Annotated in this window: 22 protein-coding genes; 9 read left to right on the forward strand and 13 right to left on the reverse strand. The window is 65.8% G+C overall.

Translation table 11 applies throughout. The features are described 5' to 3' along the window. Positions 1–32 precede the first annotated feature (32 nt). The 6 genes from ASD14_RS11870 to ASD14_RS11895 all read left to right on the forward strand — a co-directional run bounded on the left by ASD14_RS11870 (position 33) and on the right by ASD14_RS11895 (position 6,428). Positions 33–755: an ABC transporter ATP-binding protein gene (locus tag ASD14_RS11870; RefSeq protein WP_056133911.1), complete on the forward strand. Its 723-nt coding sequence runs from the start codon at positions 33–35 to the stop codon at positions 753–755. A gap of 10 nt (positions 756–765) precedes the next feature. Next, positions 766–2,076 carry an ABC transporter permease gene (locus tag ASD14_RS11875; protein WP_056133915.1) on the forward strand — a complete coding sequence of 437 codons (1,311 nt, stop codon included), beginning with the start codon at positions 766–768 and terminating at the stop codon, positions 2,074–2,076. Positions 2,077–2,111: 35 nt separating this feature from the next. Further along, positions 2,112–3,335: an FtsX-like permease family protein gene (locus ASD14_RS11880; protein ID WP_056133917.1), complete on the forward strand. Its 1,224-nt coding sequence runs from the start codon at positions 2,112–2,114 to the stop codon at positions 3,333–3,335. A gap of 28 nt (positions 3,336–3,363) precedes the next feature. Then, entirely contained in the window at positions 3,364–3,555 is a 192-nt protein-coding gene (locus tag ASD14_RS11885; protein ID WP_235565400.1) for a hypothetical protein, read from the forward strand. A gap of 47 nt (positions 3,556–3,602) precedes the next feature. Then, positions 3,603–4,949 (forward strand): sigma-54 dependent transcriptional regulator, encoded by a 1,347-nt coding sequence (locus tag ASD14_RS11890; protein ID WP_056133922.1) that lies wholly within the window; start codon positions 3,603–3,605, stop codon positions 4,947–4,949. A 222-nt stretch (positions 4,950–5,171) separates the two neighbouring features. Then, positions 5,172–6,428: an ATP-binding protein gene (locus ASD14_RS11895; RefSeq protein ID WP_056134444.1), complete on the forward strand. Its 1,257-nt coding sequence runs from the start codon at positions 5,172–5,174 to the stop codon at positions 6,426–6,428. Between the two features lie 188 nt (positions 6,429–6,616). Here ASD14_RS11895 and glmU read toward each other — a convergent pair whose 3' ends face one another. Continuing rightward, a complete protein-coding gene (gene glmU, locus ASD14_RS11900) occupies positions 6,617–7,987 on the reverse strand; it encodes a bifunctional UDP-N-acetylglucosamine diphosphorylase/glucosamine-1-phosphate N-acetyltransferase GlmU (RefSeq protein WP_056133923.1) in 1,371 nt (456 codons plus the stop codon). A gap of 58 nt (positions 7,988–8,045) precedes the next feature. Between glmU and ASD14_RS11905 the strand changes: the two genes are divergently transcribed. Beyond that, a complete protein-coding gene (locus ASD14_RS11905) occupies positions 8,046–10,082 on the forward strand; it encodes a glycosyltransferase family 39 protein (RefSeq protein WP_056133927.1) in 2,037 nt (678 codons plus the stop codon). Next, a complete protein-coding gene (locus ASD14_RS11910) occupies positions 10,079–10,462 on the forward strand; it encodes a GtrA family protein (RefSeq protein ID WP_056133932.1) in 384 nt (127 codons plus the stop codon). The genes ASD14_RS11905 and ASD14_RS11910 overlap by 4 nt, the downstream gene beginning before the upstream one ends. A 151-nt stretch (positions 10,463–10,613) precedes the next feature. Here the strand turns inward: ASD14_RS11910 and ASD14_RS11915 are convergent, their stop codons facing one another. The 9 genes from ASD14_RS11915 to ASD14_RS11955 all read right to left on the reverse strand — a co-directional run bounded on the left by ASD14_RS11915 (position 10,614) and on the right by ASD14_RS11955 (position 17,891). Then, positions 10,614–11,036 carry a F0F1 ATP synthase subunit epsilon gene (locus tag ASD14_RS11915; RefSeq protein WP_056133936.1) on the reverse strand — a complete coding sequence of 141 codons (423 nt, stop codon included), beginning with the start codon at positions 11,034–11,036 and terminating at the stop codon, positions 10,614–10,616. Positions 11,037–11,164: 128 nt separating this feature from the next. Beyond that, positions 11,165–12,565, reverse strand: coding sequence for a F0F1 ATP synthase subunit beta (gene atpD / locus ASD14_RS11920; RefSeq protein ID WP_056133939.1), 1,401 nt, complete (start codon positions 12,563–12,565; stop codon positions 11,165–11,167). A 46-nt stretch (positions 12,566–12,611) separates the two neighbouring features. Then, complete coding sequence (atpG, locus tag ASD14_RS11925; protein WP_056133942.1) at positions 12,612–13,475, reverse strand: F0F1 ATP synthase subunit gamma; 864 nt, start codon at positions 13,473–13,475, stop codon at positions 12,612–12,614. 102 nt (positions 13,476–13,577) lie between these two features. Then, on the reverse strand, positions 13,578–15,128 hold the full coding sequence (atpA, locus tag ASD14_RS11930; RefSeq protein WP_056133947.1) for a F0F1 ATP synthase subunit alpha: 1,551 nt from the start codon (positions 15,126–15,128) through the stop codon (positions 13,578–13,580). A 76-nt stretch (positions 15,129–15,204) separates the two neighbouring features. Next, positions 15,205–15,732 (reverse strand): F0F1 ATP synthase subunit delta, encoded by a 528-nt coding sequence (locus ASD14_RS11935; protein ID WP_056133950.1) that lies wholly within the window; start codon positions 15,730–15,732, stop codon positions 15,205–15,207. Positions 15,733–15,737: 5 nt separating this feature from the next. Then, entirely contained in the window at positions 15,738–16,208 is a 471-nt protein-coding gene (locus ASD14_RS11940) for a F0F1 ATP synthase subunit B (RefSeq protein ID WP_056133953.1), read from the reverse strand. A 95-nt stretch (positions 16,209–16,303) separates the two neighbouring features. Then, the gene (atpE, locus tag ASD14_RS11945; protein ID WP_056133956.1) at positions 16,304–16,582 is read right to left on the reverse strand and encodes a F0F1 ATP synthase subunit C; all 279 of its coding nucleotides are present in this window, start codon (positions 16,580–16,582) and stop codon (positions 16,304–16,306) included. 70 nt (positions 16,583–16,652) lie between these two features. Then, the gene (gene atpB / locus ASD14_RS11950; protein WP_056133959.1) at positions 16,653–17,483 is read right to left on the reverse strand and encodes a F0F1 ATP synthase subunit A; all 831 of its coding nucleotides are present in this window, start codon (positions 17,481–17,483) and stop codon (positions 16,653–16,655) included. Between the two features lie 33 nt (positions 17,484–17,516). Continuing rightward, the gene (locus ASD14_RS11955) at positions 17,517–17,891 is read right to left on the reverse strand and encodes a hypothetical protein (protein ID WP_056133962.1); all 375 of its coding nucleotides are present in this window, start codon (positions 17,889–17,891) and stop codon (positions 17,517–17,519) included. Between the two features lie 416 nt (positions 17,892–18,307). On the opposite strand from ASD14_RS11955, the gene ASD14_RS11960 reads away from it, so the two are divergent. Continuing rightward, entirely contained in the window at positions 18,308–18,526 is a 219-nt protein-coding gene (locus ASD14_RS11960) for a DUF2061 domain-containing protein (protein ID WP_056133965.1), read from the forward strand. 52 nt (positions 18,527–18,578) lie between these two features. Here ASD14_RS11960 and lpdA read toward each other — a convergent pair whose 3' ends face one another. The 3 genes from lpdA to ASD14_RS11975 form a co-directional block, all read right to left on the reverse strand. Beyond that, positions 18,579–20,417 carry a dihydrolipoyl dehydrogenase gene (gene lpdA, locus ASD14_RS11965; protein WP_056133968.1) on the reverse strand — a complete coding sequence of 613 codons (1,839 nt, stop codon included), beginning with the start codon at positions 20,415–20,417 and terminating at the stop codon, positions 18,579–18,581. An 85-nt stretch (positions 20,418–20,502) separates the two neighbouring features. After that, positions 20,503–21,150, reverse strand: coding sequence for a hypothetical protein (locus ASD14_RS11970; protein ID WP_056133971.1), 648 nt, complete (start codon positions 21,148–21,150; stop codon positions 20,503–20,505). After that, positions 21,150–22,610, reverse strand: a complete 1,461-nt coding sequence (locus ASD14_RS11975; RefSeq protein ID WP_082538950.1) for a dihydrolipoyllysine-residue acetyltransferase — start codon at positions 22,608–22,610, stop codon at positions 21,150–21,152. Before ASD14_RS11975 ends, ASD14_RS11970 begins: the two co-directional genes overlap by 1 nt. Positions 22,611–22,860 lie beyond the last annotated feature (250 nt).

The following is a 22,860-nucleotide window of genomic DNA, read 5'->3' on the forward strand; positions in this document are numbered from 1 at the left end:
AACTGATAACGACAACAGAAAGGGCCACCGCCATGCTGCAGATGCAAGCCGTCACCAAGGTCTACCGCACCGAACTCGTCGAAACCCACGCGCTGCGTTCGCTGGACCTGCATGTGCGCGATGGCGAATTCGTCGCCGTCACCGGCCCCTCGGGCTCGGGCAAGACGACGTTCCTCAACATCGCGGGGCTGCTCGAAGAGTTCACCGGCGGCACCTACACGCTCGACGGCGTCGATGTCCGCGGGCTGTCCGACGACGCGCGCTCGAAGCTGCGCAACCAGAAGATCGGTTTCATCTTCCAGAGCTTCAACCTGATTCCCGATCTCAACCTGTTCGACAACGTCGACGTGCCGTTGCGCTATCGCGGCTTCAATGCGGCCGAGCGCAGGCAGCGCATCGAACAGGCTTTGTCGCAGGTCGGCCTGGGTTCACGCATGAAGCATTACCCGGCCGAACTCTCCGGCGGCCAGCAGCAGCGCGCGGCGATCGCGCGCGCGCTCGCCGGCACACCGCGCCTGCTGCTCGCCGACGAACCGACCGGCAACCTGGATTCGCAGATGGCCCGCGGGGTGATGGAGCTGCTCGAGGAAATCAACGCCGCCGGCACCACCATCGTGATGGTGACCCACGATCCGGAACTGGCCGCGCGGGCGCAGCGCAACGTGCACATCGTCGATGGCATGGCGACCGACATCTCGGTCGAATCGAGCCTGCTGCGTGCGCGCAACCTGGCTTCCACCCTCGAATCCAACTGAGGCCGCGATCATGATCGGCTACTACTTCAACCTCGCGCTGCGCAGTTTCGGGCGCAACAAGGTGCTCACCGCGCTGATGGTGCTGGCGATCGCGCTGGGCATCGGCGCGAGCATGACCACGCTGACGGTGTTCCATATCCTCTCCGGCGACCCGATTCCGCAGAAGAGCGACAAGCTGTTCTACCCGCGCATGGATCCGCGCTCGATGCGCGGCTTCACGCCCGGCGACGATCCCGCGGAGCAGATGAGCCGTTTCGATGCCGAAGCGCTGCTGCGCGACAAGCGTGGCGATCGCCAGGCTGTCATGACCGGCGGCAACGTTCCAGTGGAAGCGGCCGACGGCAAGCTGCAGCCGTTCTCGGTGGACGCGCGCTACACCACGGCGGACTTCTTCCCGATGTTCGACGTGCCGTTTCGCTACGGCTCGGCCTGGAATCCGGCGGATGACGAAGCGCGGGCGAAGGTCGTGGTTATCTCCAGTGCGCTCAACGAGAAGCTGTTCGGTGGCGGCAACAGCGTGGGCAAGACCTTGCTCGCGGCCAACCACAGTTTCCGTATCGTCGGCGTGCTGGACGAATGGCGCCCAACGCCGAAGTTCTACGACCTCACCAACGACCGCTTCTCGGAAGTCGAGCAGGTGTTCGTGCCGTTCCACACCTCACGCGTGCTCAAGCTCAATACACAGGGCAACGTGGACTGCTGGGACGACACGGGCAGCGACGAGGAAGGCACCTACGGCGTCAACGCGCCGTGCGTGTGGCTGCAGTACTGGGTGGAGCTCGGCAGCGCCGACAAGGTCAAGGCCTACCGCCAGTACCTGGAGAACTATGTCAGCCAGCAACGCGCCGCCGGCCGCTTCGAGCGTCCGGCCAACGTGCGCCTGCACAGCGTCATGGAGTGGCTCGACGACCAGAACGCGGTCCCCGGCGACGTGCGCCTGCAGATGTGGCTGGCCTTCGGCTTCCTGATGGTGTGCCTGCTCAACACGGTCGGCCTGCTGCTGGCGAAGTTCATGCGGCGCTCGTCGGAGATTGGTGTCCGTCGCGCACTGGGGGCCTCGCGTCGCGAGATCTTCTCGCAGTACCTGGTCGAAGCCGGCACGATCGGCATCGCCGGCGGCATCGCGGGGCTCGGTCTCGCCCTGCTGGGTCTGTGGGCCGTACGCCAGCAGCCCGCCGGTTATGCCGAACTCGCGCATCTCGACGTGACGATGCTGCTGACCACGTTCGTCCTCGCGCTCGTGAGCAGCGTTCTCGCCGGCCTCCTGCCTGCATGGCGCGCGATGCAGATCGCACCCGCCATCCAGCTCAAGAGCCAGTGACGGCCGGTCGCAACCAGCCAATTACGGAGATTCCCATGGACATCCGCCCCATCCTTTCCACGCTCCGCCGGCACAAGACCGCCGCGGCGCTGATCGTGCTCGAGATCGCGCTGTCGTGCGCGATCATCTGCAACGCCGTCTTCCTCATCACCCAGCGCCTGGAACGCATGCAGCGACCCACCGGCATGGCGGACACGGAACTGGTGCGCATCAATCTCGCCGGCATCGGCGAGAACGAGAACGCCGATGCGCTGGTGAAGCAGGACATCGCCGCACTACGCGCGCTGCCCGGTGTCAAGGCGGCGACCAGCCTCAACCACGTGCCGTTCGACAACTCATCGTGGAACAGCTCGGTCAGCCTGCAGCCCGACCAGCCGATGCCGAACCTCAACAGTGCGGTGTATCTCGGCGAGAACCTGGTCGAGAACCTCGGCCTGCGCATCGTCGAAGGGCGCGACTTTACGCCGGACGAGTATGTGGATTGGGAAGAGCTCAGCAAGCCTGGCTCCAAGCTGTCGATTCCGGCGGTGATCCTCACGCGCGAGGTCGCCAGGAAGCTGTTCCCCGGCGAAAGCGCGGTCGGCAAGAACGTCTACAGCTGGAACGCGGACAACATCCCGCATCGCGTAGTCGGCGTGGTGGATCGGCTGATCCGTCCCAACGACAACGGCGGCGCGGGCGAGGAAGGCTATTCGATCCTGTTGCCCACCAAGAACATGACCTTCGGCCGCTTCGTCCTGCGCACCGATCCGGCTCGCCGCGCCGAGGTCCAGAAGGCTGCTATCGCCGCGCTTGAACGCAACAGCACCCGTCGCATCGTGCTGCGGCAGGATCCCTTCACCGACGTGATCACCAAGTACTACGCACAGGACCGCAGCATGGCGTGGCTGCTGGTGGCGGTGATCGTCGCGCTGCTGGTGGTGACGGCGCTCGGCATCGTAGGCCTCGCCAGCTTCTGGGTGCAGCAGCGCACCAAGCAGATCGGCGTGCGGCGTGCGCTGGGTGCAACGCGTGGACAGATACTGCGTTACTTCCAGACTGAGAACTTCCTGCTCGCGACACTGGGCATCGTGATCGGCATGATCGGTGCGTTCGGGATCAACCAGATGCTCATGAGCTCGTACGAACTGCCGCGCCTGCCGGCGCTGTACCTGCCGATCGGCGCGGTGGTGCTGTGGGCGCTCGGGCAGGTGTCGGTGCTCGGCCCGGCACGGCGCGCGGCGGCGGTGCCGCCTGCGGTGGCGACGCGCAGCGTCTGAGGCTTTCATGGATCGGTCCAGTCGATACGTGGCCTGCCTTGTGTTCGGCGTGGCGTTCGCGGCGGCGATGAGCCGTCCCGGCGCCGCGCCTGTCGCAACATTGGCCATCGAGCTTGCATCGATGGATGCGCTGCAGCGCTGGACCGGCGTCGACGCGAACGGCTGCCCTGCCCCGCACCGACGCGACACCAAAAGCAACGTGGCGAAGAACATCGGATGAGCCCTCGCCGCGGTGCAGCCACACGCAGGGAACGGGTATAAAAGCGCATGCCCACGATCCTAGTCATCGACGACAACCCATCGGTCGCCACCGCGCTGGAAACCCTGTTTTCCCTGCACGACATCGACACCCGTTCCGTCACCACACCGGACGACGGACTCGCTCTGCTCTCGCGCGAGTCCTTCGACCTGGTGGTGCAGGACATGAACTTCCACGCCGACACCACGTCGGGCGAGGAAGGCGTCGAGCTGTTCGCGAAGATCCGCGCCGCGTACCCGGACCTGCCGGTGATCCTGCTGACCGCATGGACACACCTGGAATCGGCTGTCGATCTCGTCAAGGCCGGCGCCGCGGACTACCTCGCCAAGCCGTGGGACGACCGCAAGCTGCTCGCCACAGTGAACAACCTGCTCGAACTGTCGCAGGCACGGCAGGAACTCGCGCGGCACCGCAAGAGCGAACGCCGCCGCCGCGATGCGCTCGAACGCGAGTTCGACCTGCGCGGCATCGTGTATGCCGACTCCGCCAGCGAAGCCGCGCTTTCGCTGGCTTGCCAGGTCGCGCGTTCCGAGCTTCCGGTGCTGATCACCGGGCCGAACGGCGCGGGCAAGGAGAAGTACGCCGAGATCATCCACGCGAATTCGTCAGTGAAGAACGGTCCCTTCGTCGCGCTTAACTGCGGCGCGTTGCCGGGCGAACTCATCGAGGCCGAATTGTTCGGCGCCGAGGCCGGCGCCTACACCGGCGCGAACCGCGCACGCGAAGGCAAGTTCGAAGCCGCCGATGGCGGCACCTTGTTCCTCGACGAAATCGGCACGCTGCCACTGGCCGGGCAGGTGAAACTGCTGCGCGTGCTCGAAACCGGCCGCTTCGAACGCCTCGGCGGCAATCGCGAGCGCTCGGTGAAGGTGCGCGTGATCAGCGCAACCAACGCCGACCTCTCGGCGCTGATCGCCGCCGGCCAGTTCCGCGAGGACCTCTACTACCGTCTCAACGCGATCGAAGTGCGGCTGCCACCGCTGGCGCAGCGCGTCGACGACATCCTGCCGCTCGCGCGCCACTTCCTGCCAACAGGCAAACAGCTCGATGGCAATGCCGAACACGCCCTACTCGCGCACGCATGGCCGGGCAACGTGCGCGAGCTGCGCAACACGATCCAGCGCGCTTCGCTGCTTGCGCGCGGCGAACGCATCGGTGTTGCGGACCTCGGGTTGCCTGCGGCACCGGCGCGGATGCCAGCGGCTTCTAACACGGCGGAAGAACCCGATCGCGCGACGATCGAGGCCGCGCTGGCGCGCGCGGGCGGCGTGGTGGCCCAGGCCGCAAGCGATCTTGGGCTCTCCCGCCAGGCGCTCTATCGGCGCCTGGAACGATTGGGCATCGACCGGCCATGACGTTCGGTCAGCGCAACGCATTTGCAGCCCTGCGCATGCGCGGTGGACGCTTCGCGACGACTAAAAGCACACCGCACGGGAGCAGCGCTGACGGAACGGGAACGACGTTTGCCGAGCGAGTCCGCATGGATTGCACACGCACGCACCACGGAGCCTTCCGTGGCTAAGCTGCGCCAGCGCATTCCGCTGAGCATCCAGTTCAGCGCGCTCGCGCTGCTCTACATGGCGGCTGCCGCCGCGCTCGCGCTGCTGTTGTCGCGCTGGATCGGCAACGCATGGATCAGCGGCGGCGTGGTAATTGCAGTCTTGCTGCCACTGCTCGTCTACCACGTGCGCCGCGCCTTCGCGCCGATGAATTCGCTGTTCCGCGCGCTCGCGGGCACCGTGGCGAGTTACCGCGACGGCGATTTCGCCTTCGGCCTGTCGTGGGAAGGCGGCGGCGACCTCGGAGAACTCGTCGCCAGCCACAACCGCCTCGGCGATGCGTTGCGCGAACAGCGCCTCGCGCTCGTGCAACGCGAGCTCCTGCTCGACACCATGGTGCAGAACACGCCGGTGGCGATGCTGCTCGTCGATCCCTCGCACCGCATCGTGCTGGGCAACATCGCCGCGCGGAAACTGCTGGGCGAAGGCAGGAAGTTGGAGGGCCAGAGCTTCGACGACCTGCTCCAGGCCGCGCCGGAAGCCCTGCGTGAAGCGCTCGAACGCGGCGGCGACGGCATGTTCACGGTCGGCGACAACGACAACGAGGACATCTACCACCTCTCGCGTCGCCAGTTCCGCCTCAACGGCCGCCGCCACGAACTGGTGCTGCTGCGCCAGCTCACCGCCGAGCTGCGCCGGCAGGAAGTGCAGACCTGGAAGAAGGTGATCCGCGTGATCAGCCACGAGTTGAACAACTCACTGGCGCCGATCGCCTCGCTGGCACATTCCGGTGCGGAACTGCTGCGTCGCGGCCAACTCGAGCGCCTGCCTACGGCGCTTGCCACGATCGAGGATCGCGCGCGCCACCTGGAAGGCTTCATCCGCGACTATGCGCGCTTCGCCAAGCTTCCCTCGCCACGCCTGGAATCGATTCCGTGGCCGCGCTTCGTCTCGCAGCTGCGCGCGCAGGTGGAATTCGTCTACGACGGACCCGAGTCGCCCGACGCCATCGCGCGCATCGACGTCGCGCAGCTCGAGCAGGCGCTGATCAACCTGCTCAAGAACGCGCATGAATCCGGATCGACGCCGGACACCGTGACGCTGTCGCTGCGGCGCCTGCCTGAAGCCTGGCGCGTCGACGTGCTCGATCGTGGCAGCGGCATGAACGATGCGGTGCTCGCGAACGCGCTACTGCCGTTCTATTCGACGAAGCGGCACGGCACCGGGCTGGGCCTGGCGCTCGCACGTGAGATTGCCGAAGCGCACGGTGGCCGCATTGCGCTGCTCAATCGCGAAGGCGGCGGGTTGTGCGTGTCGCTGGTGTTGCCGGTGTAAGTCGCTGGTCGCCGGTGTAACGAAACAAAAATCCGCTCATCCTGTGCGTGGCGCCACAGGCGCGAAGTCGACGGACCGGTGATGCTGCAGACGCCAGGGCGTCCTTCGACTTCACTGCGCTACCCTCGGAACAATGCGGAGTACGCGTGCCGGCTGCGAGCGTCTCGGCCGCGTGACTAACGACTCCGTTACTTCGGCTTCTTCACCGGCCGCTGCCAGCCTTCAATCGCCACCTGCCGGCCACGGGCGACGGTGAGCTTGTCCGCCGGCGCATCCTTGGTGACCACCGAGCCCGCGCCGATCGTCGCGTTGCGGCCCACGGTGACGGGCGCGACCAGCGACGAATTCGAGCCGATGAACGCGCCGTCCTCGATCGTGGTGGTGAACTTGTTCACGCCATCGTAGTTGCAGGTAATCGTGCCGGCGCCGACATTCACGCGGCTGCCGATCACGGTGTCGCCGAGGTACGTCAGGTGATTGGCCTTGCTGGCCACGCCGATCTTCGCGTTCTTGGTTTCGACGAAGTTGCCCACGTGCACGCCATCGGCGAGCACGGTGCCGGGACGCAGGCGCGCAAAGGGCCCAATCTGCGCGGCGCCTTCGACCACGACACCATCGAGGTCGCAATGTGCGCGCACTTCGGTGCCCGGCCCAAGCGTCACATCCTTGAGGCGGCAGAACGGACCGATGCGCACGCCATCGGCGAGGTTGACCTTGCCTTCTAACACAACGTCCGCGTCGATTTCGACATCCATGCCGACGTTGACCTCGCCACGGATATCGATGCGCGCCGGATCGGCCACACGCGCGCCGCGCAGGCACAAGGCGCGCGCGAGCCGCTTCTGGAAGGCGCGTTCGAGCTGCGCGAGCTGCCAGGCATCGTTCGCGCCTTCGGTCTCGATCGGATCAATGACATGCACCATCTCGGCCGCGTCGAATTCGCTGGCGGCCGAAGCGAACACGTCGGTCAGGTAGAACTCGCCCTGCGCGTTGTCGTTGCGCAGATGTTCGAGCCAACGGCGCAGCGGTTCGCCATCGGCGACGATGATCCCGGTGTTGACGGTCCTGATCTCGCGCTGGTCTTCGTCGGCGTCCTTGTGCTCGACGATGCGGCCGACGCGGCCTTCGGGATCGCGCAGCACGCGGCCGTAGCCGGTCGGATCATCGAGATCGGCGACGAGCACGGCGATGCGGCCCGGCGCGGCGAGCAGGCGTTGCAATGTCTCCGGCGTGATCAGCGGGACGTCGCCGTAGAGCACCAGCACGCGCGCGTCGGCGGGCACGTTCGGTATCGCCTGCTGCACGGCGTGCCCGGTGCCGCGCTGCTGCGCCTGCTCGGCCCACATCAGGTCGGGCTGGTCGTTGAACGCGGCGCGCACCGCTTCACCCCCGTGGCCATACACCAGGTGGATGCCTGCTGGCGCCAGCGCGCGCGCACTTTCGATCACGTGCGCGAGCATCGGCCTGCCGGCGATCCGTTGCAGGACCTTGGGCAGGCTCGACTTCATGCGCTTGCCTTCGCCCGCGGCGAGGATGATGACGTGCAGGGGTGCCGGCATGGGATTTCCGTGCTGAGGGACGTGGCTGCATTTTAAGGTGCACTGATAGCATGCCGCGATGATCAGCAACTCCGTTGCCAAGGCCGGGCACGACGCCGATGTCCCCGCCACCCACTACTGGCAGCGTGGCCTGCTCTGGCTGGGCGCGCCGCTGTGTGTGGCCGGGCTGGTCATCCATCGCCTGGACATGCAATGGAACGAAGGGCGGTTCATCGAACTGCTGGTGCTGGCCGCGCTGAGTCTTGCGGTGGCGACCGTGTTGCGACGCCTGCTGCGCTGGCCGCTTGCCAGCGGGCTCGGCATCGCGTGGTCGCTGGCGCTCGCGTTCTTCGCAGGTCCGCTGCCGACGGCGGCGACCGTCCTGTTTGTGCTGGCGGTACTGTCGCTGGGTGGTCTGCTGGATCGCAGCGCGCCACTTGCCGCGCAAATCGCCTGTGGACTGATGCTCGTCGCGGGCATGCTGGGGTGGCTGCTGCCGCTGCCGGTCCATTACCGCTGGGTGTACCTGGCGACGATCGTTGCATTGATCGCATGGCGCTGGCGACCGGTGGCACACAGCGCGCGTGATGCGGCCACGCAGTGGCGTGCGGCCGTGGAAGGCTCGCCGAGGATCGCTGCTTTTGCGGTGCTGGCACTGGGACTGGCGAGTACGGGCTGCTGGATTCCAACCATGCAGGCGGATGACGTCGTCTATCACCTGCGCCTGCCGTGGCAGCTGATGGGCGAGCATCACTATCCGCTCGCGCCGCAGCTGCACATCTGGTCGATGGCACCGTGGGCGGCCGATGTGCTGCAGGCGGTACCGCAGCTGCTCGCGGGCGCGGAAGCACGCGGCAGCTTGAACGCGTTGTGGATCGTGCTGACCGCCGCGGGGGTATGGCGGATCGCCACGATGCTCGGGGGGACGCCTCGGGTGGCCTGGTTTTCGGTCGCGTTGTACGCGAGCCTGCCACTCACCGCGGGTCTCGCGGGAGGCATGCAGACCGAAGCGCCGGCGGCCGCGCTATTGGTGTGGGTGGTGTGGACGATCCTCGCGTCGCGCGACGCAGGGCCTTCGCGAAGGCTTTGGCCCGGCGCCGTGCTCGTTGGCGGTCTGCTTGCCCTGAAGCTGGCGTCGGCTGCATTCGCGTTGGTCCTGCTTGCGTGGGCGATCTGGGAACAACGCCGTCGACTGCCCTCCCCGCTGGCATCGTTGGGCGCGGTGTTGGTGGCGTTGATGATCGCGGGATCGAGTTATGCCTATGCCGCATGGGTCGCGCGCAATCCGTTCCTGCCGCTGTTCAATGGGCTGTTCCAGTCGCCCTATTACGATCCGGTCAATTTCGACGATCCGCGCTGGCACGGTGGCTTCGATGCAGCGCTACCCTGGAATCTGACCTTCCACACCGAGCGCTATCTTGAGGCGTTCGCGGGTGGTGGCGGCTTCGTGCTGGTCGCCCTGGCGGGCGCGTGGCTGCTCGCGTTCGCGCAGCGACGCGCGCGTGCGGTCGCGATTGTCGCGACGATATTGCTCGTGCTTCCGCTCATTCCGTTGCAATACTTGCGCTATCTGTTCCCCGCGTTGGTGCTGCTGATACCGGTGCTGGCACTCACGGCGTTCCGCTTCGATCCGCGCAGGGCTGCGTGGCTGGTGATTGGCGTGTGCGTGCTGAATCTCGCGTTCCAGGCCAACAGCTTCTGGCTGCTGCGGATCGGAATGGTGAAGATGACGATCATGGAAGCAGGCCGCGACGCGCCGCTGTTCCGCGCCCATGTGCCGGAGCGCAATCTGATCGCCGCGATCCGCAACACCGCGCATGGCAACGTACTGGCGCTCGATCCGGATCGGCCTTATGTGGCCGAACTGGGCGTGCGTGGCCGCAGCATCTCGGGTTACGACCGCACGCTGCAGCAGGCCGGGCGATTCGCGGATGCCGATCCTAGTGGCGCCGCGTGGATCGCATTGCTCCGTAAGGCCGGCGTTACGGATGTGCTGCTTCTTCCCGGCAAAGAGACCGTGCCGCAGCGCGCCGCGTTGAGTGCACTGCATGCCGAACGCAAGGCAATCGAAGGCGATCTCGAGTGGTGGCACATTCCGGCAGGAACAACGCAATGAGCCTGCTGCGCCAGGGACGTTACTACCTCGCCATTGGCCTGCTCCAGTACGTCGTCGACTGGGGCGTGATGGTGGCGCTTAGCCATCTCGGGCTGCCGGTGGAAGTCGCCAACGTTGCCGGACGCGTGAGCGGTGCGACGCTGGGCTTCTGGCTCAATGGCCGCTTCACCTTTGCCGACGACACGTCCGTGCTGGGGCCGCGGCAGCTTCGTCGTTTCCTGCTGCTCTGGTTGTGCATGACCGGGATCAGCACGTGGTCGATCGGCACCATTGAAGATGTCGCCGGGCTGCGGTGGGCATGGCTCTCAAAGCCACTGGTGGAAATTGCACTGGCCTGCGTGAGTTTCCTGGTGTCGCGGCATTGGGTGTATCGCCGCTGAGTTGCGCCGCACGACAAGCGCGTCGCGCGTTCAAATGCCTTCTGCGCCTCCGTTCGAACCAATGACGGCGGCGGAACAACTCACCTGCAGGAAAAGAAACCGCCGGCACGAGGCCGGCGTCTGTCTGTGACGATGCGTGATGGAAGCGCAATCAGTGCTTCATGTTCTTGCGCAGGCGCTCCAGCGCCTGCAGCTGCACCAGGCTCATCGCGAGCTGCGTCTGCGCTTCCTCGACGCTCATCTTGGGATCCTTGTGGGCGAGGACGCGTTCGGCTTCTTCCTTCGCCTTGCGCACCGCGGCTTCGTCGATGTCCTGCGCACGGATCGCAGTGTCGGCCAGCACGGTCACGACCTGCGGCTGCACTTCGAGGATGCCGCCGGAAACCGCGAAGTCGAGCTGCTCGCCGCCCGGCAGGGTCACCACGACCTTGCCCGGCTTCAGGCGCGTGATCAGCGGGGCGTGGCGCGGCGCGATGCCGAGTTCGCCCAGTTCGCCGGTCGCCACCAGGAGTTCGGCTTCACCGTGGAAGATTTCGTCTTCGGCGCTGACGATGTCGCAACGGAAGGTGGTCATGTGTCTCTCGTTTCGTAGGGCGGGATCAAGCCCGCCTTTCGTGTTGCCCTGACGCCTTCGCAGGGCGGGCGGGAGCCCTCCTGCGATGTTTCCGCGAGGTGGGCTTGAGCCCAGCCTGCGTCATTGCTTTACGCCGCGATCTTCTTGGCCTTCTCGACCGCTTCCTCGATCGAGCCGACCATGTAGAACGCCTGCTCCGGCAGGTGGTCGTATTCGCCGTCGACGATGCCCTTGAAGCCGCGGATCGTGTCCTTCAGCGACACGTACTTGCCCGGCGAGCCGGTGAACACTTCGGCGACGTGGAAGGGCTGCGAGAAGAAGCGCTCGATCTTGCGCGCGCGGGCCACGGCCAGCTTGTCCTCTTCCGACAGCTCGTCCATGCCCAGGATCGCGATGATGTCCTTCAGTTCCTTGTACTTCTGCAGCGTCGACTGCACGCGGCGCGCGGTGTCGTAGTGCTCGTTGCCGATCACGTTCGGGTCGAGCTGGCGCGAGGTCGAGTCGAGCGGGTCGACCGCCGGGTAGATGCCCAGCGACGCGATGTTTCGCGACAACACGACGGTGGCGTCCAGGTGGGCGAAGGTGGTCGCCGGCGACGGATCGGTCAGGTCGTCCGCGGGCACGTACACGGCCTGGATCGAGGTGATCGAACCGGTCTTGGTCGAGGTGATGCGCTCCTGCAGCACGCCCATTTCTTCGGCGAGCGTGGGCTGGTAGCCCACCGCCGACGGCATGCGGCCCAGCAGCGCCGACACTTCGGTACCGGCCAGCGTGTAGCGGTAGATGTTGTCGACGAACAGCAGCACGTCCTTGCCCTTGCCGGACGCGTCCTTCTCGTCGCGGAAGTACTCGGCCATGGTCAGGCCGGTGAGCGCGACGCGCAGGCGGTTGCCCGGCGGCTCGTTCATCTGGCCGTACACCATCGCCACCTTGTCGAGGACGTTGGAGTCCTTCATCTCGTGGTAGAAGTCGTTGCCCTCGCGGGTACGCTCGCCCACGCCGGCGAACACGGACAGGCCCGCGTGCGCCTTCGCGATGTTGTTGATCAGTTCCATCATGTTGACGGTCTTGCCGACGCCGGCGCCACCGAACAGGCCGACCTTGCCGCCCTTCGCGAACGGGCACATCAGGTCGATGACCTTGATGCCGGTTTCGAGCAGGTCGTTGCCCGAGGACTGCTCTTCGTACGACGGTGCGGAGCGGTGGATTTCCCACGCGTCCTTGTGCTCGACCGGACCGGCTTCGTCGATCGGGCGGCCGAGCACGTCCATGATGCGGCCGAGCGTGCCGACGCCGACCGGCACCGAGATGCCCTTGCCGGTGTTGTCGGCGATCAGGTTGCGCTTGAGGCCGTCGGTGGAACCGAGCGCGATCGTGCGCACGACGCCGTCGCCGAGCTGCTGCTGCACTTCCAGCGTGATCTCGGTGTTCTGCACCTTCAGTGCGTCGTACACCTTCGGCACGCTCTCGCGCGGGAACTCGACGTCGACGACCGCGCCGATGATCTGAACGATCTTGCCCTGGTTCATTGCCATAGCCTCTTGATAACTCTTGATAACTGTTGGTGGCGTCGCGTCAGACCGCAGCCGCGCCGCCGACGATTTCGGAGATTTCCTGGGTAATCGCCGCCTGGCGGGCCTTGTTGTAGACCAGTTGCAGCGTGCCGATCAGCTTGGTGGCGTTGTCCGACGCCGACTTCATCGCGACCATGCGCGCGGCATGTTCCGAAGCGAGGTTTTCCAGCACCGCCTGGTACACCAGCGATTCGATGTAGCGCGTGAGCACGTGTTCGAGCACGGCCTGCGCATCGGGTTCGTAGATGTAGTCCCAGTCGTGGTGCGCGACCTGCGTTTCCGGCGCGGGCAGCGGCAGCAACTGGTCGAACGTCGCGCGCTGGGTCATCGTGTTGACGAAGTCGTTGTAGGTCAGGAAGACCTTGTCGACCTTGCCGCTGCTGTAGGCGTCCAGCATCACCTTGATCACGCCGACCAGCTGCTCCAGGTGCGGAACGTCGCCGAGGTGGGTGACCGAGGCGAGCATCTCGACCTTGATGCGGCGGAAGAACACCGACGCCTTCTGGCCGATGGTGACGACATCGACTTCAACGCCCTGCGCCATCCACTGGCGGATTTCGCCAAGCAGCTTGCGGAACAGGTTGTTGTTGAGGCCGCCGGCCAGGCCGCGGTCGGACGACACGATGATGTAGCCGACGCGCTTCGTTTCCTTGCGCTCGACCAGGTACGGATGGCGGTATTCGGTATTCGCCTGGGCGAGGTGGCCGATCACCTGCTTCATCGCGCGCGCATACGGGCGCGACGCCTTCATCCGATCCTGCGCCTTGCGGATCTTGGAGGCCGAGACCATCTCGAGCGCGCGCGTCACCTTGCGGGTGTTCTGCACGCTCTTGATCTTGGTTTTGATTTCGCGTCCGCCTGCCATTTCTCTTCTCTTTGCTTGTCATCCCCGCGAAAGCGGGGATCCAGCGTCTTGAGGTTCAAAGTCCCGGGATTCCCGCCTGCGCGGGAATGACGGGCTTGATGCTTACCAGGTGCCCGTCGCCTTGAACTCTTCGATGCCCTTCTTGAAGGTGCCTTCGATTTCGTCGTTCCAGTCGCCGGTAGTCGCGATCTTCTTCAGCAGCTCGCCCTGGGTGTTGGCGAAGTGCGCGTGCAGCGCGGCTTCGAACGCACCGATCTTGTTGACCGGCACGTCATCCATGTAGCCCTTGTCGACCGCGTAGATCGACAGCGCCTGCTCGGCGATCGACATCGGCGCGTACTGCTTCTGCTTCATCAGCTCGGTGACGCGCTGGCCGCGCTCGAGCTGCTTGCGAGTGGCTTCGTCGAGGTCGGAAGCGAACTGCGCGAACGCAGCCAGCTCACGGTACTGGGCGAGCGCGATGCGGATGCCGCCCGAGAGCTTCTTGATGATCTTGGTCTGGGCGGCGCCACCGACGCGCGACACCGAGATACCGGCGTTCACGGCCGGGCGGATGCCGGCGTTGAACAGGTCGGTTTCCAGGAAGATCTGGCCGTCGGTGATCGAGATCACGTTGGTCGGCACGAACGCGGACACGTCGCCGGCCTGCGTTTCGATGATCGGCAGCGCGGTCAGCGAACCGGTCTTGCCGTTCACCGCACCGTTGGTGAACTTCTCGACATACGCCTCGGACACGCGCGCGGCGCGCTCGAGCAGGCGGGAGTGCAGGTAGAACACGTCGCCCGGATACGCTTCGCGGCCCGGCGGACGGCGCAGCAGCAGCGAGATCTGGCGGTAGGCCACGGCCTGCTTGGACAGGTCGTCGTAGATGATCAGCGCGTCTTCGCCGCGGTCGCGGAAGTACTCGCCCATGGTGCAGCCCGAGTAGGCCGCGATGTACTGCATCGCGGCCGATTCGGACGCCGACGCGGCGACGACGGTGGTGTACGCCATCGCGCCGTGCTCTTCGAGCTTGCGCACGATATTGGCAATCGTCGAGTTCTTCTGGCCGATCGCGACGTAGATGCACTTAATGCCGGAGTGCTTCTGGTTGATGATCGCGTCGATCGCCAGCGCGGTCTTGCCGGTCTGGCGGTCGCCGATGATCAGCTCGCGCTGGCCACGGCCGATCGGGATCATCGAGTCGACCGACTTGTAACCGGTCTGCACCGGCTGGTCGACCGACTTGCGCCAGATCACGCCCGGGGCAATCGTTTCGACCGGGGCCGAGGTCTTCGCTTCGATCGGGCCCTTGCCGTCGATGGCTTCGCCCAGCGCGTTGACGACGCGGCCGAGCAGTTCCGGGCCGGTCGGCACTTCGAGGATGCGGCCGGTGGTCTTGGCGACGTCGCCTTCGCGCAGGTGCTCGTAGTCGCCCAGGACCACGGCGCCGACCGAGTCGCGCTCCAGGTTCAGCGCGAGCGCGAAGGTCGCGTTCGGCAGTTCGATCATTTCGCCCTGCATCACGTCGGCAAGGCCGTGGATGCGCACAATGCCGTCGGACACCGAGGTGACGGTGCCTTCGTTGCGCGCTTCGGCGGCCAGCTTGACCTTCTCGATGCGGGTCTTGATCAGTTCGCTGATTTCGGACGGGTTGAGCTGCGTGGTAGCCATCTTTGTTTCCCGATGTAGGGTGAGCGCGAGCCCACCGCACGTGATGGTGGGCTGGAGCCCACCCTACGATTTCAAATTAACTTGCGAGTGCAGACTGCAGGCGGCCGAGCTTGCCCTTGAGCGAGCCATCGATCACCACGTCGCCCGCATCGATCACGGCGCCGCCGATCAGTGAAGCATCGACTGCGGTTTCGATCTCGACTTCGCGGCCGAAGCGCTTTTTCAGTGCGGCCTTGATGCCTGCGAGGTCGGCATCACCCAGCGCCGTCGCCGAGGTCACGCGCGCCTTGACCACGCGCTCGGCCTCGGTCCGCAGCTCCTCGAACAGGCCGGCGATTTCCGGCAGCAGCGCGAGGCGGCGGTTGTCGGCGAGCAGGGCGAGGAAGCGGCGCACCTGCTCGCCGGCGCCGTCGATCGCGAGCAGCGAAACGGCATCGGCATGGGTCAGCTTCGGGCTGCCGAGCAGGTCGACAACCTGCGGATCGGCGGCCACGCGCGCGGCGAAGGCCAGCGCGTTCGACCACGATGCATAGTCGCCGGCGTCCCGCGCAATGCCGAAGGCGGCGCGGGCATAAGGACGTGCGAGGGTGAGGGCCTGGCTCATCGGTCTCAGATCTCGGCGGCGAGTTCGTCGAGCAGCGCCTTGTGGGCGTTGGCGTCGATCTCACGGCGCAGCAGCTTCTCGGCACCGGTCACGGCCAGCGCGGACACCTGCTTGCGCAGGTCTTCCTTGGCACGGTTGGCGGCAGCGACGATCTCCGCTTCGGCGACGGCCTTCTGGCGCGTGGCTTCGGCGATGGCGTCGTTCTTGGCCTGGTCGATGATCTGGTTGGCGCGCTGGTGGGCCTGTTCGATGATCTCGTTGGCCTTGGTCCGCGCGAGTTTCAGCTCGTCGTTGACCTTTTCCTGCGCCTGCGCCAGCGCACGCTGGCTGTAGTCCGCCGCGGCGAGGCCTTCAGCGATCTTCTGCTGACGCTCCTCGATCGCCTTGGTCAGGGGCGGCCAGATGAACTTGACGGTAAACCAGATGAGGATCGCGAACGAGATCATCTGGCCCAGCAAGGTGATATTCGGATTCATGTCTTGCCCTGCGTATCGAACGGAGCCGCGGCGTTATGCCGCGGCACCTGCAACGACACGGGCGCGAACGCCCGCATCCTGTGCGCTTGCAGCGATCAGGCGCCGGTGGCGTTCTGCAGCGCGGCCAGCAGCGGGTTGGCGAACGCGAACATCATCGCCACGCCGACGCCGATCAGGAACGCCGCGTCGATCAGGCCGGCGAGCAGGAACATGCGGCCCTGCAGCATCGGCACGAGTTCCGGCTGGCGGGCAGCCGACTCGAGGAACTTCGAGCCCATGATGCCGATGCCGAGCGCGGCGCCGAGGGCACCCAGGCCGACGATGATGCCGATGGCGACGGCGGTGAGGCCCTGGACGTTGGCGATGAATTCCATGGTGTATCTCCGGGTTAGAACAGTGCGTGGAAAGTAAGGAAGTGAAGCGGAAACGAAATCGTGGTGCTGATCAGTGATGCTCGTGCGCCATCGCGAGGTACACGACGGTCAGCACCATGAAGATGAAGGCCTGCAGCAGGATGATCAGGATGTGGAAGATCGCCCACACCGAGTTGAAGATCACGCCGGGCACGAAGGTGACCCATGAGGCGAACAGGCCGGCGATCAGCATGAACACGAGCTCGCCCGCGTACATGTTGCCGAACAGTCGCATGCCGAGACTGACCGGCTTGGACAGGTACTCGACGAGGTTGAGGAACAGGTTCGGGAGCGCGAGGATGATCTTCGCAACGGTGCCGTGCGCGTGGAACGGCGCGGTGAACAGCTCCTTGGTGAAGCCCCAGCCGCCCTTGGCCTTGATCGAATAAAAGATGATCAGCAGGAACACGGTGATCGACATCGCGAACGTCGTGTTGACGTCGGCGGTCGGGACCATGCGCATGTAGGTATGGTGCGCGGTTTCGGCGCCGGCAATGTTCTGTACGCCTGCGCTGACGAGGTCGAGCGGCAGCAGGTCCATGGCGTTCATGAAGAACACCCAGACGAAGATGGTGAGCGCGAGCGGCGCGATGAAGCGGCGGTCGCCGTGGAACGTGTCCTTGACCTGGCTGTCGACGAATTCGACGACCATTTCGACGAACGCCTGCGGCTTCGACGGCACGCCGGCGGTCGCCTTGCGCGCCTGCGTCCACAGCAGGAAGCAGCCGAGCAGGCCGACCACGAGCGCAACCACCCACGAGTCGAGGTGGAGCGAATGACCACCGACCTGCACGACGTTGTGCGTCAGGTGATGGACGATGTATTCGGTCAGACCACCGCTCGAGCTCGATTCAGCACTCACGCACTCTTCCTCAGGTCCATTGTTGCGTCGCGATCAGCCGCGCGCTTGCCAACTCATGTTTGCCACGACCGCCAGCGCTGCGATGACTGCGCCCGCGATCACCGCCAGCGGCGGCAGGTGCCACACGGCGATCGCGAGGTAGAAACCCGCCACGACCACCATCCACTTCAACGCCAGCGCCACCAGCAGGCGCCACAGCGCTCCTCCGGCGGATGCCACGCCTCCCGCCAATCCCTTCCAGGCGGCCAGCAGGCTGCCCAGTGCGAGGATTCCCCCTCCCGACAACACCCCCAGCGCAGCGCCTCGGCCATACAGCAGGGCGACCAGCGCTGCCACCAGCGTGACCGCGGCCTGGAAGGCTATGGTCCGCAGCGCCAGCCGCCGGCCCGCAGCGATGGAGTTCAGCACGCGCGAGTTCCGGGAGTGGGCGGGAAGCAGGGGCGAAAAGGGCCCCGCGAAGCCGCAAAAGTATAGCAGGGGGCAATTTTCCGGGGCAACCTTGAAGTGCTCCGGATTTTGGACGCGGCGGTCAATTCGGGGCCGATTTCCGGCCGGTTTTCGACGCGTGCTTGCCTCCGGGCCGGCCACTGGTGTTGGCCCGGAACCTTTGCGGAATCGCCCGGTCCGACTTCACAGGCCCGCCGTTTCCTCGTCGCTAGGGCGGGCCCGCGAAGCCCCGGTTCCGAGGCCGGGGCTTCGTCTTTTGTGGCGTGGCTGTCCAGGCAGTGCCGAATACGCCTGGCCTATCGGAGTGAACGGAACGATCGGTTGGACCCGATCGGCGCGTGTCCAGATGATGGACGCCACTCATCCGGGAGGCTTCCATGGCCAAGGCTTTCGGCTTCGCCATCGTCCACTTCAGCGTCGCATTTGCAGTCGGCTATCTGATGACCGGCAGCGCGTTGATCGGCGGCACGCTGGCGCTGGTCGAACCTGTGTGCAACGCGATCGCCTTCCACTTCCACGAGAAGCCCTGGAAGCGCATGGGCGGCCTGCGCGTGCAGTCGATCACGTCGCGCGATCGAATAACGATCGCGGCTTGAACAACGACCGCCGCCATTTCATTGGCGCGCTGTAAACGCGTATCTAAAGCGCTTACTTCTTCTTCGGGATGTACAGATCGGTGATCGTGCCGTCGTACACCTCCGCCGCCATGCCGACCGATTCGCTCAGCGTCGGATGCGGATGGATGGTGTGGCCGATGTCGTGCACTTCGCAGCCCATCTCGATCGCCAGCGCGATCTCCGCGATGAGATCGCCCGCATGCACGCCGACGATGCCGCCGCCGATGATGCGATGCGTGGCCTCGTCAAAGACGAGCTTGGTGAAGCCTTCGGTGCGACCGATGCCGATCGCGCGACCCGATGCGGCCCACGGGAACTTGCCTACGCCGACCTTCAGGCCCTTCGCCTTCGCTTCGGTTTCGGTGACGCCGACCCACGCGATTTCCGGATCGGTGTAGGCCACCGACGGGATCACGCGCGCGACCCACTCCTTCTTCTCGCCCGCCGCCACTTCGGCCGCGAGCTTGCCCTCGTGCGTCGCCTTGTGCGCGAGCATCGGATTACCGACGAGGTCGCCGATCGCGAAGATGTGCGGCACGTTGGTGCGCATCTGCCGGTCGACGGGAATGAAGCCACGATCGGTGACGTTCACGCCGGCCTTCGCGGCGTCGACCTTGCCCCCATTCGGCGAACGGCCCACAGCGACGAGCACGCGATCGAATGCCTGCGCCTCGATCGAGGCCGGTTTGCCGGCGTCGGCGCTTTCGAACGAGACCTTGATCCCGTTCTTCTGTACTTCGGTACCCGCGGCCTTCGTGCGCAGGTGCACAACGACGCCCTGTTTCTTCAGGCGATCGGCGAGCGGCTTGACCAGGTCCAGGTCGGCGCCCGGCATCAGCTGGTCCATGAATTCCACGACCGTCACTTCGCTGCCCAGCGCCCGGTACACGGTGGCCATTTCCAGGCCGATGATGCCGCCGCCGACGACCAGCAGTTTCTTCGGAATGTCGGCGAGATCGAGCGCGTCGGTGGAATCCATCACGCGCTTGTCGTCCCACGGGAAGCCCGGCAGCTTCACCGCCTGCGAACCCGCGGCGATGATGCACTGCTCGAAGCGGACCAGCTGCTTGCCGTTCTTGCCTTCGACTTCGATTTCGTTCGGCGAAACGAATTTACCCACACCTTCAAGCACGCGCACCTTGCGCTGCTTCGCCATGCCGGTAAGGCCCTTGGTCAGCTGGCCGACGACCTTGTTCTTGTAGTCGCGCAGCTTGTCGAGGGTGATCTTCGGCGTGCCGAAGTCGATGCCGTAGTCGCTCGCGTGCGCCGCTTCATCGACGACGGCGGCCGCGTGCAGCAGCGCCTTCGACGGAATGCAGCCGACGTTGAGGCAGACGCCGCCGAGCGAGGCATATCGCTCGACCAGCACGGTGTCGAGGCCGAGGTCGGCGGACCGGAACGCGGCCGTGTAGCCGCCGGGGCCTGCGCCGAGCACGAGCATGCGGCATTCGACGTCGGCCTTGCGGCCGGTGCCAGTGGCGGGCTGCGGAGCCTTGGTGGCGGGAGCAGCTGGCGTGGGCGCAGACGGGGCCGCCGATGCGGTTTGCGCAGCCGCAGCGCCCGTGGGCGCAGCAGCTTGCGGAGCGCCTGCAGCAGGCGTCTTAGAAGAAGCATCGCCAGTGGATGCATCCTCGGTTTCGAGGATCGCCACCACGCTGCCTTCCGACAGCTTGTCGCCAACCTTCACCTTCAGTTCGACGATCTTGCCTGCCGCGGCAGCCGGCACTTCCATCGTCGCCTTGTCGGATTCGAGCGTGACCAGCCCCTGGTCCTTCTTCACCGTGTCGCCAACGGCGACCAGCAGTTCGATCACCGGCACGTCGTCGTAACCGCCGATGTCGGGAACCTTCAGTTCGATGGTGTTGGCCATGGCCGCTTCCGCTCCAATACGAGTACGTCAGTACGTGCTGCTCAATGCATGGCACGCGGCCGCAGGTGCGGCTGCGCGAAAGGAATTACTGCGTCGCCGTCGCAGCGGCGGTGCCGAGGGCGTCGCGCATGCGATCGAGCGACTCGCCGAGCTGACGCCAGCGCTTGGCGCGCTTCTCGTCGCCTTCGTCGCTCGCTTCGATCAGCAGGTCGATCTGCTCGCGCATGAGCTTGCCGAGCTCGCAGGTCGGCTCCAGTCCGCTGACACGCATGTCGCCGGCGACAAACAGCCAGGTGTCGTTCTCGCTGAAGGGCGCGGCGCTGCCTTCGGGTGCGGCGGCCGACAACACGTTGCGCCAGTCCTCGATGAAACGCGTCGCAACTTCGGCGGGAATGCTTGCCTCGTCGATCTCCGGCGCCTGCTGCGTGCGCAATTCGAGCTTGGCCGCGCTCCAGTAATGCACGCGCTGATCGGCGACCGCGCGGCGCAGCGTCCAGTAGCCCCCATCGGGATTGGCGATCAGCAGAACACCGCTTTCCGCGCCCATCTTCGGCAGCAGGGTGAAGCTCCACGCGGGCTGTTGGTCGCCCGCGAACAGCTTCTCCACGGCAGAGCCGTAATTCTCCGTCGCCGGCGGCCAGCCGCGGCCGAGCGCGAGCTTGCAGCTGTCGTCGTCCGCATGCGCCAACGGCGCGAAGACCAGCGCCGCAACGAGCAAGGCTGCGCGGATCATCACAGCAGCACCCTGCGCATGTCGGCCAGCAGCTGCGCAAGGTACGCGGTGAAGCGTGCGGCCGCTGCGCCGTCGACCACGCGATGGTCGTAGCTCAGCGACAGCGGCAGGATCAGGCGTGGCGCGAACTGCTTCCCGTCCCACACCGGCCGGATCGCGGACTTCGACACGCCCAGGATCGCGACTTCCGGCGCGTTGACGATCGGGGTGAACTTGGTGCCGCCGATGCCGCCGAGCGAGCTGATCGAGAAGCAGCCGCCCTGCATGTCGGCCGGCCCGAGCTTGCCGTCGCGCGCCTTCTTCGCCAGTTCGCCGGTTTCCTGCGCGATCTGCAGCACGCCCTTCTTGTCGCAATCGCGCACGACCGGGACAACCAGGCCGTTGGGCGTGTCGGCGGCGAAGCCGATGTGGAAATACTTTTTCAGCGTGAGGTTCTCGCCGCTGGCGTCGAGCGACGAATTGAAGGTCGGGTACTTCTGCAGCGCGGCCACCGAGGCCTTCATCAGGAAGGCGAGCATCGTGAGCTTGATGCCGGCTTTCTCGTTTTCCTTGTTGAGCGCGACGCGCAGCTCTTCCAGGTCGGTGATGTCGGCATCGTCGTGCTGGGTGACGTGCGGGATCATCGCCCAGTTGCGCGCGAGGTTCGCGCCGGAGATCTTCTGGATGCGCGACAGCTCGCGCGTCTCGATTTCGCCGAACTTGGCAAAGTCGACCTTCGGCCACGGCAGCAGGTTGAGCCCGCCACCGCCGCCCGCCGCCGGCGCGCCCGTGGCGGCCACGCCGCCGCCGGTCATCACTGACTTCACGAACTTCGAAACGTCGTCCTTGCTGATGCGGCCGCCGCGTTCGCTGCCCGTGACCTGCGACAGGTCGACGCCGAGTTCGCGGGCGAACAGGCGCACCGCCGGGCTCGCATACGGCACTTTCTCCGGCAGCAGTTCGTCGGCAGTGAAGGCCACCGGCGGCGTGCGCGGCGGAGAAGCCTCGGGATCGATGCCGGGACGGCTGTCGAGTGCGGTCGGTGCGGAAGTCGCGGACGCGGACGTCGAAGCCGGCTGTTTGTCGATCGACTGCTGCGCGATCTTGTCGGCCTGCGCGGGGACGGCGACCGGCTCGACCTTGGTCGCCGTTTCCGCGGCTACCGTCGTGGCCTGTGGGGCGGCGGGTTCGGCCCGTGGCGGAGCGGCCGGTGCAGCAGGTGCGGAAGACGCGGCTTCGCCTGCCGGTTCGATCAGCGCCACGACGCTGCCTTCCGACAGCTTGTCGCCGACCTTGACCTTGAGCTCGCGGACCACGCCGCCGAACGGCGCAGGCACTTCCATCGTCGCCTTGTCGGATTCCAGCGTGACCAGACCCTGGTCCGGCTTGACCGTGTCGCCCACGGCGACCAGCAGTTCGATCACGGGCACGTCGTCGTATCCACCGATATCGGGGACGCGTGCTTCCTTCAACTCAGCCATGGGGGGCTCCGCAAGCGCGAAAGTCCCTATTGTGGCCGGTGAAGGGGGGCGCGCCAACCGCGACAGCGGCTGGCGGCTCATGGTGATTTCGTATTCCTGCACCCAAGTCACTGCCATCCGGGCCCCGACTTCGACGAATACGCAGGCACATGGCGGCCGTGCGGCCTGCTTCCCCCGGGCCGCGTCTGAATGCGTATTTCACAAAGTCTTTCCGGCTGCGGGCTAGCCTGCCAGCGCCTGTATTTCAATG

Source organism: Lysobacter sp. Root494 (assembly GCF_001427225.1).
GTDB lineage: Bacteria > Pseudomonadota > Gammaproteobacteria > Xanthomonadales > Xanthomonadaceae > Agrilutibacter.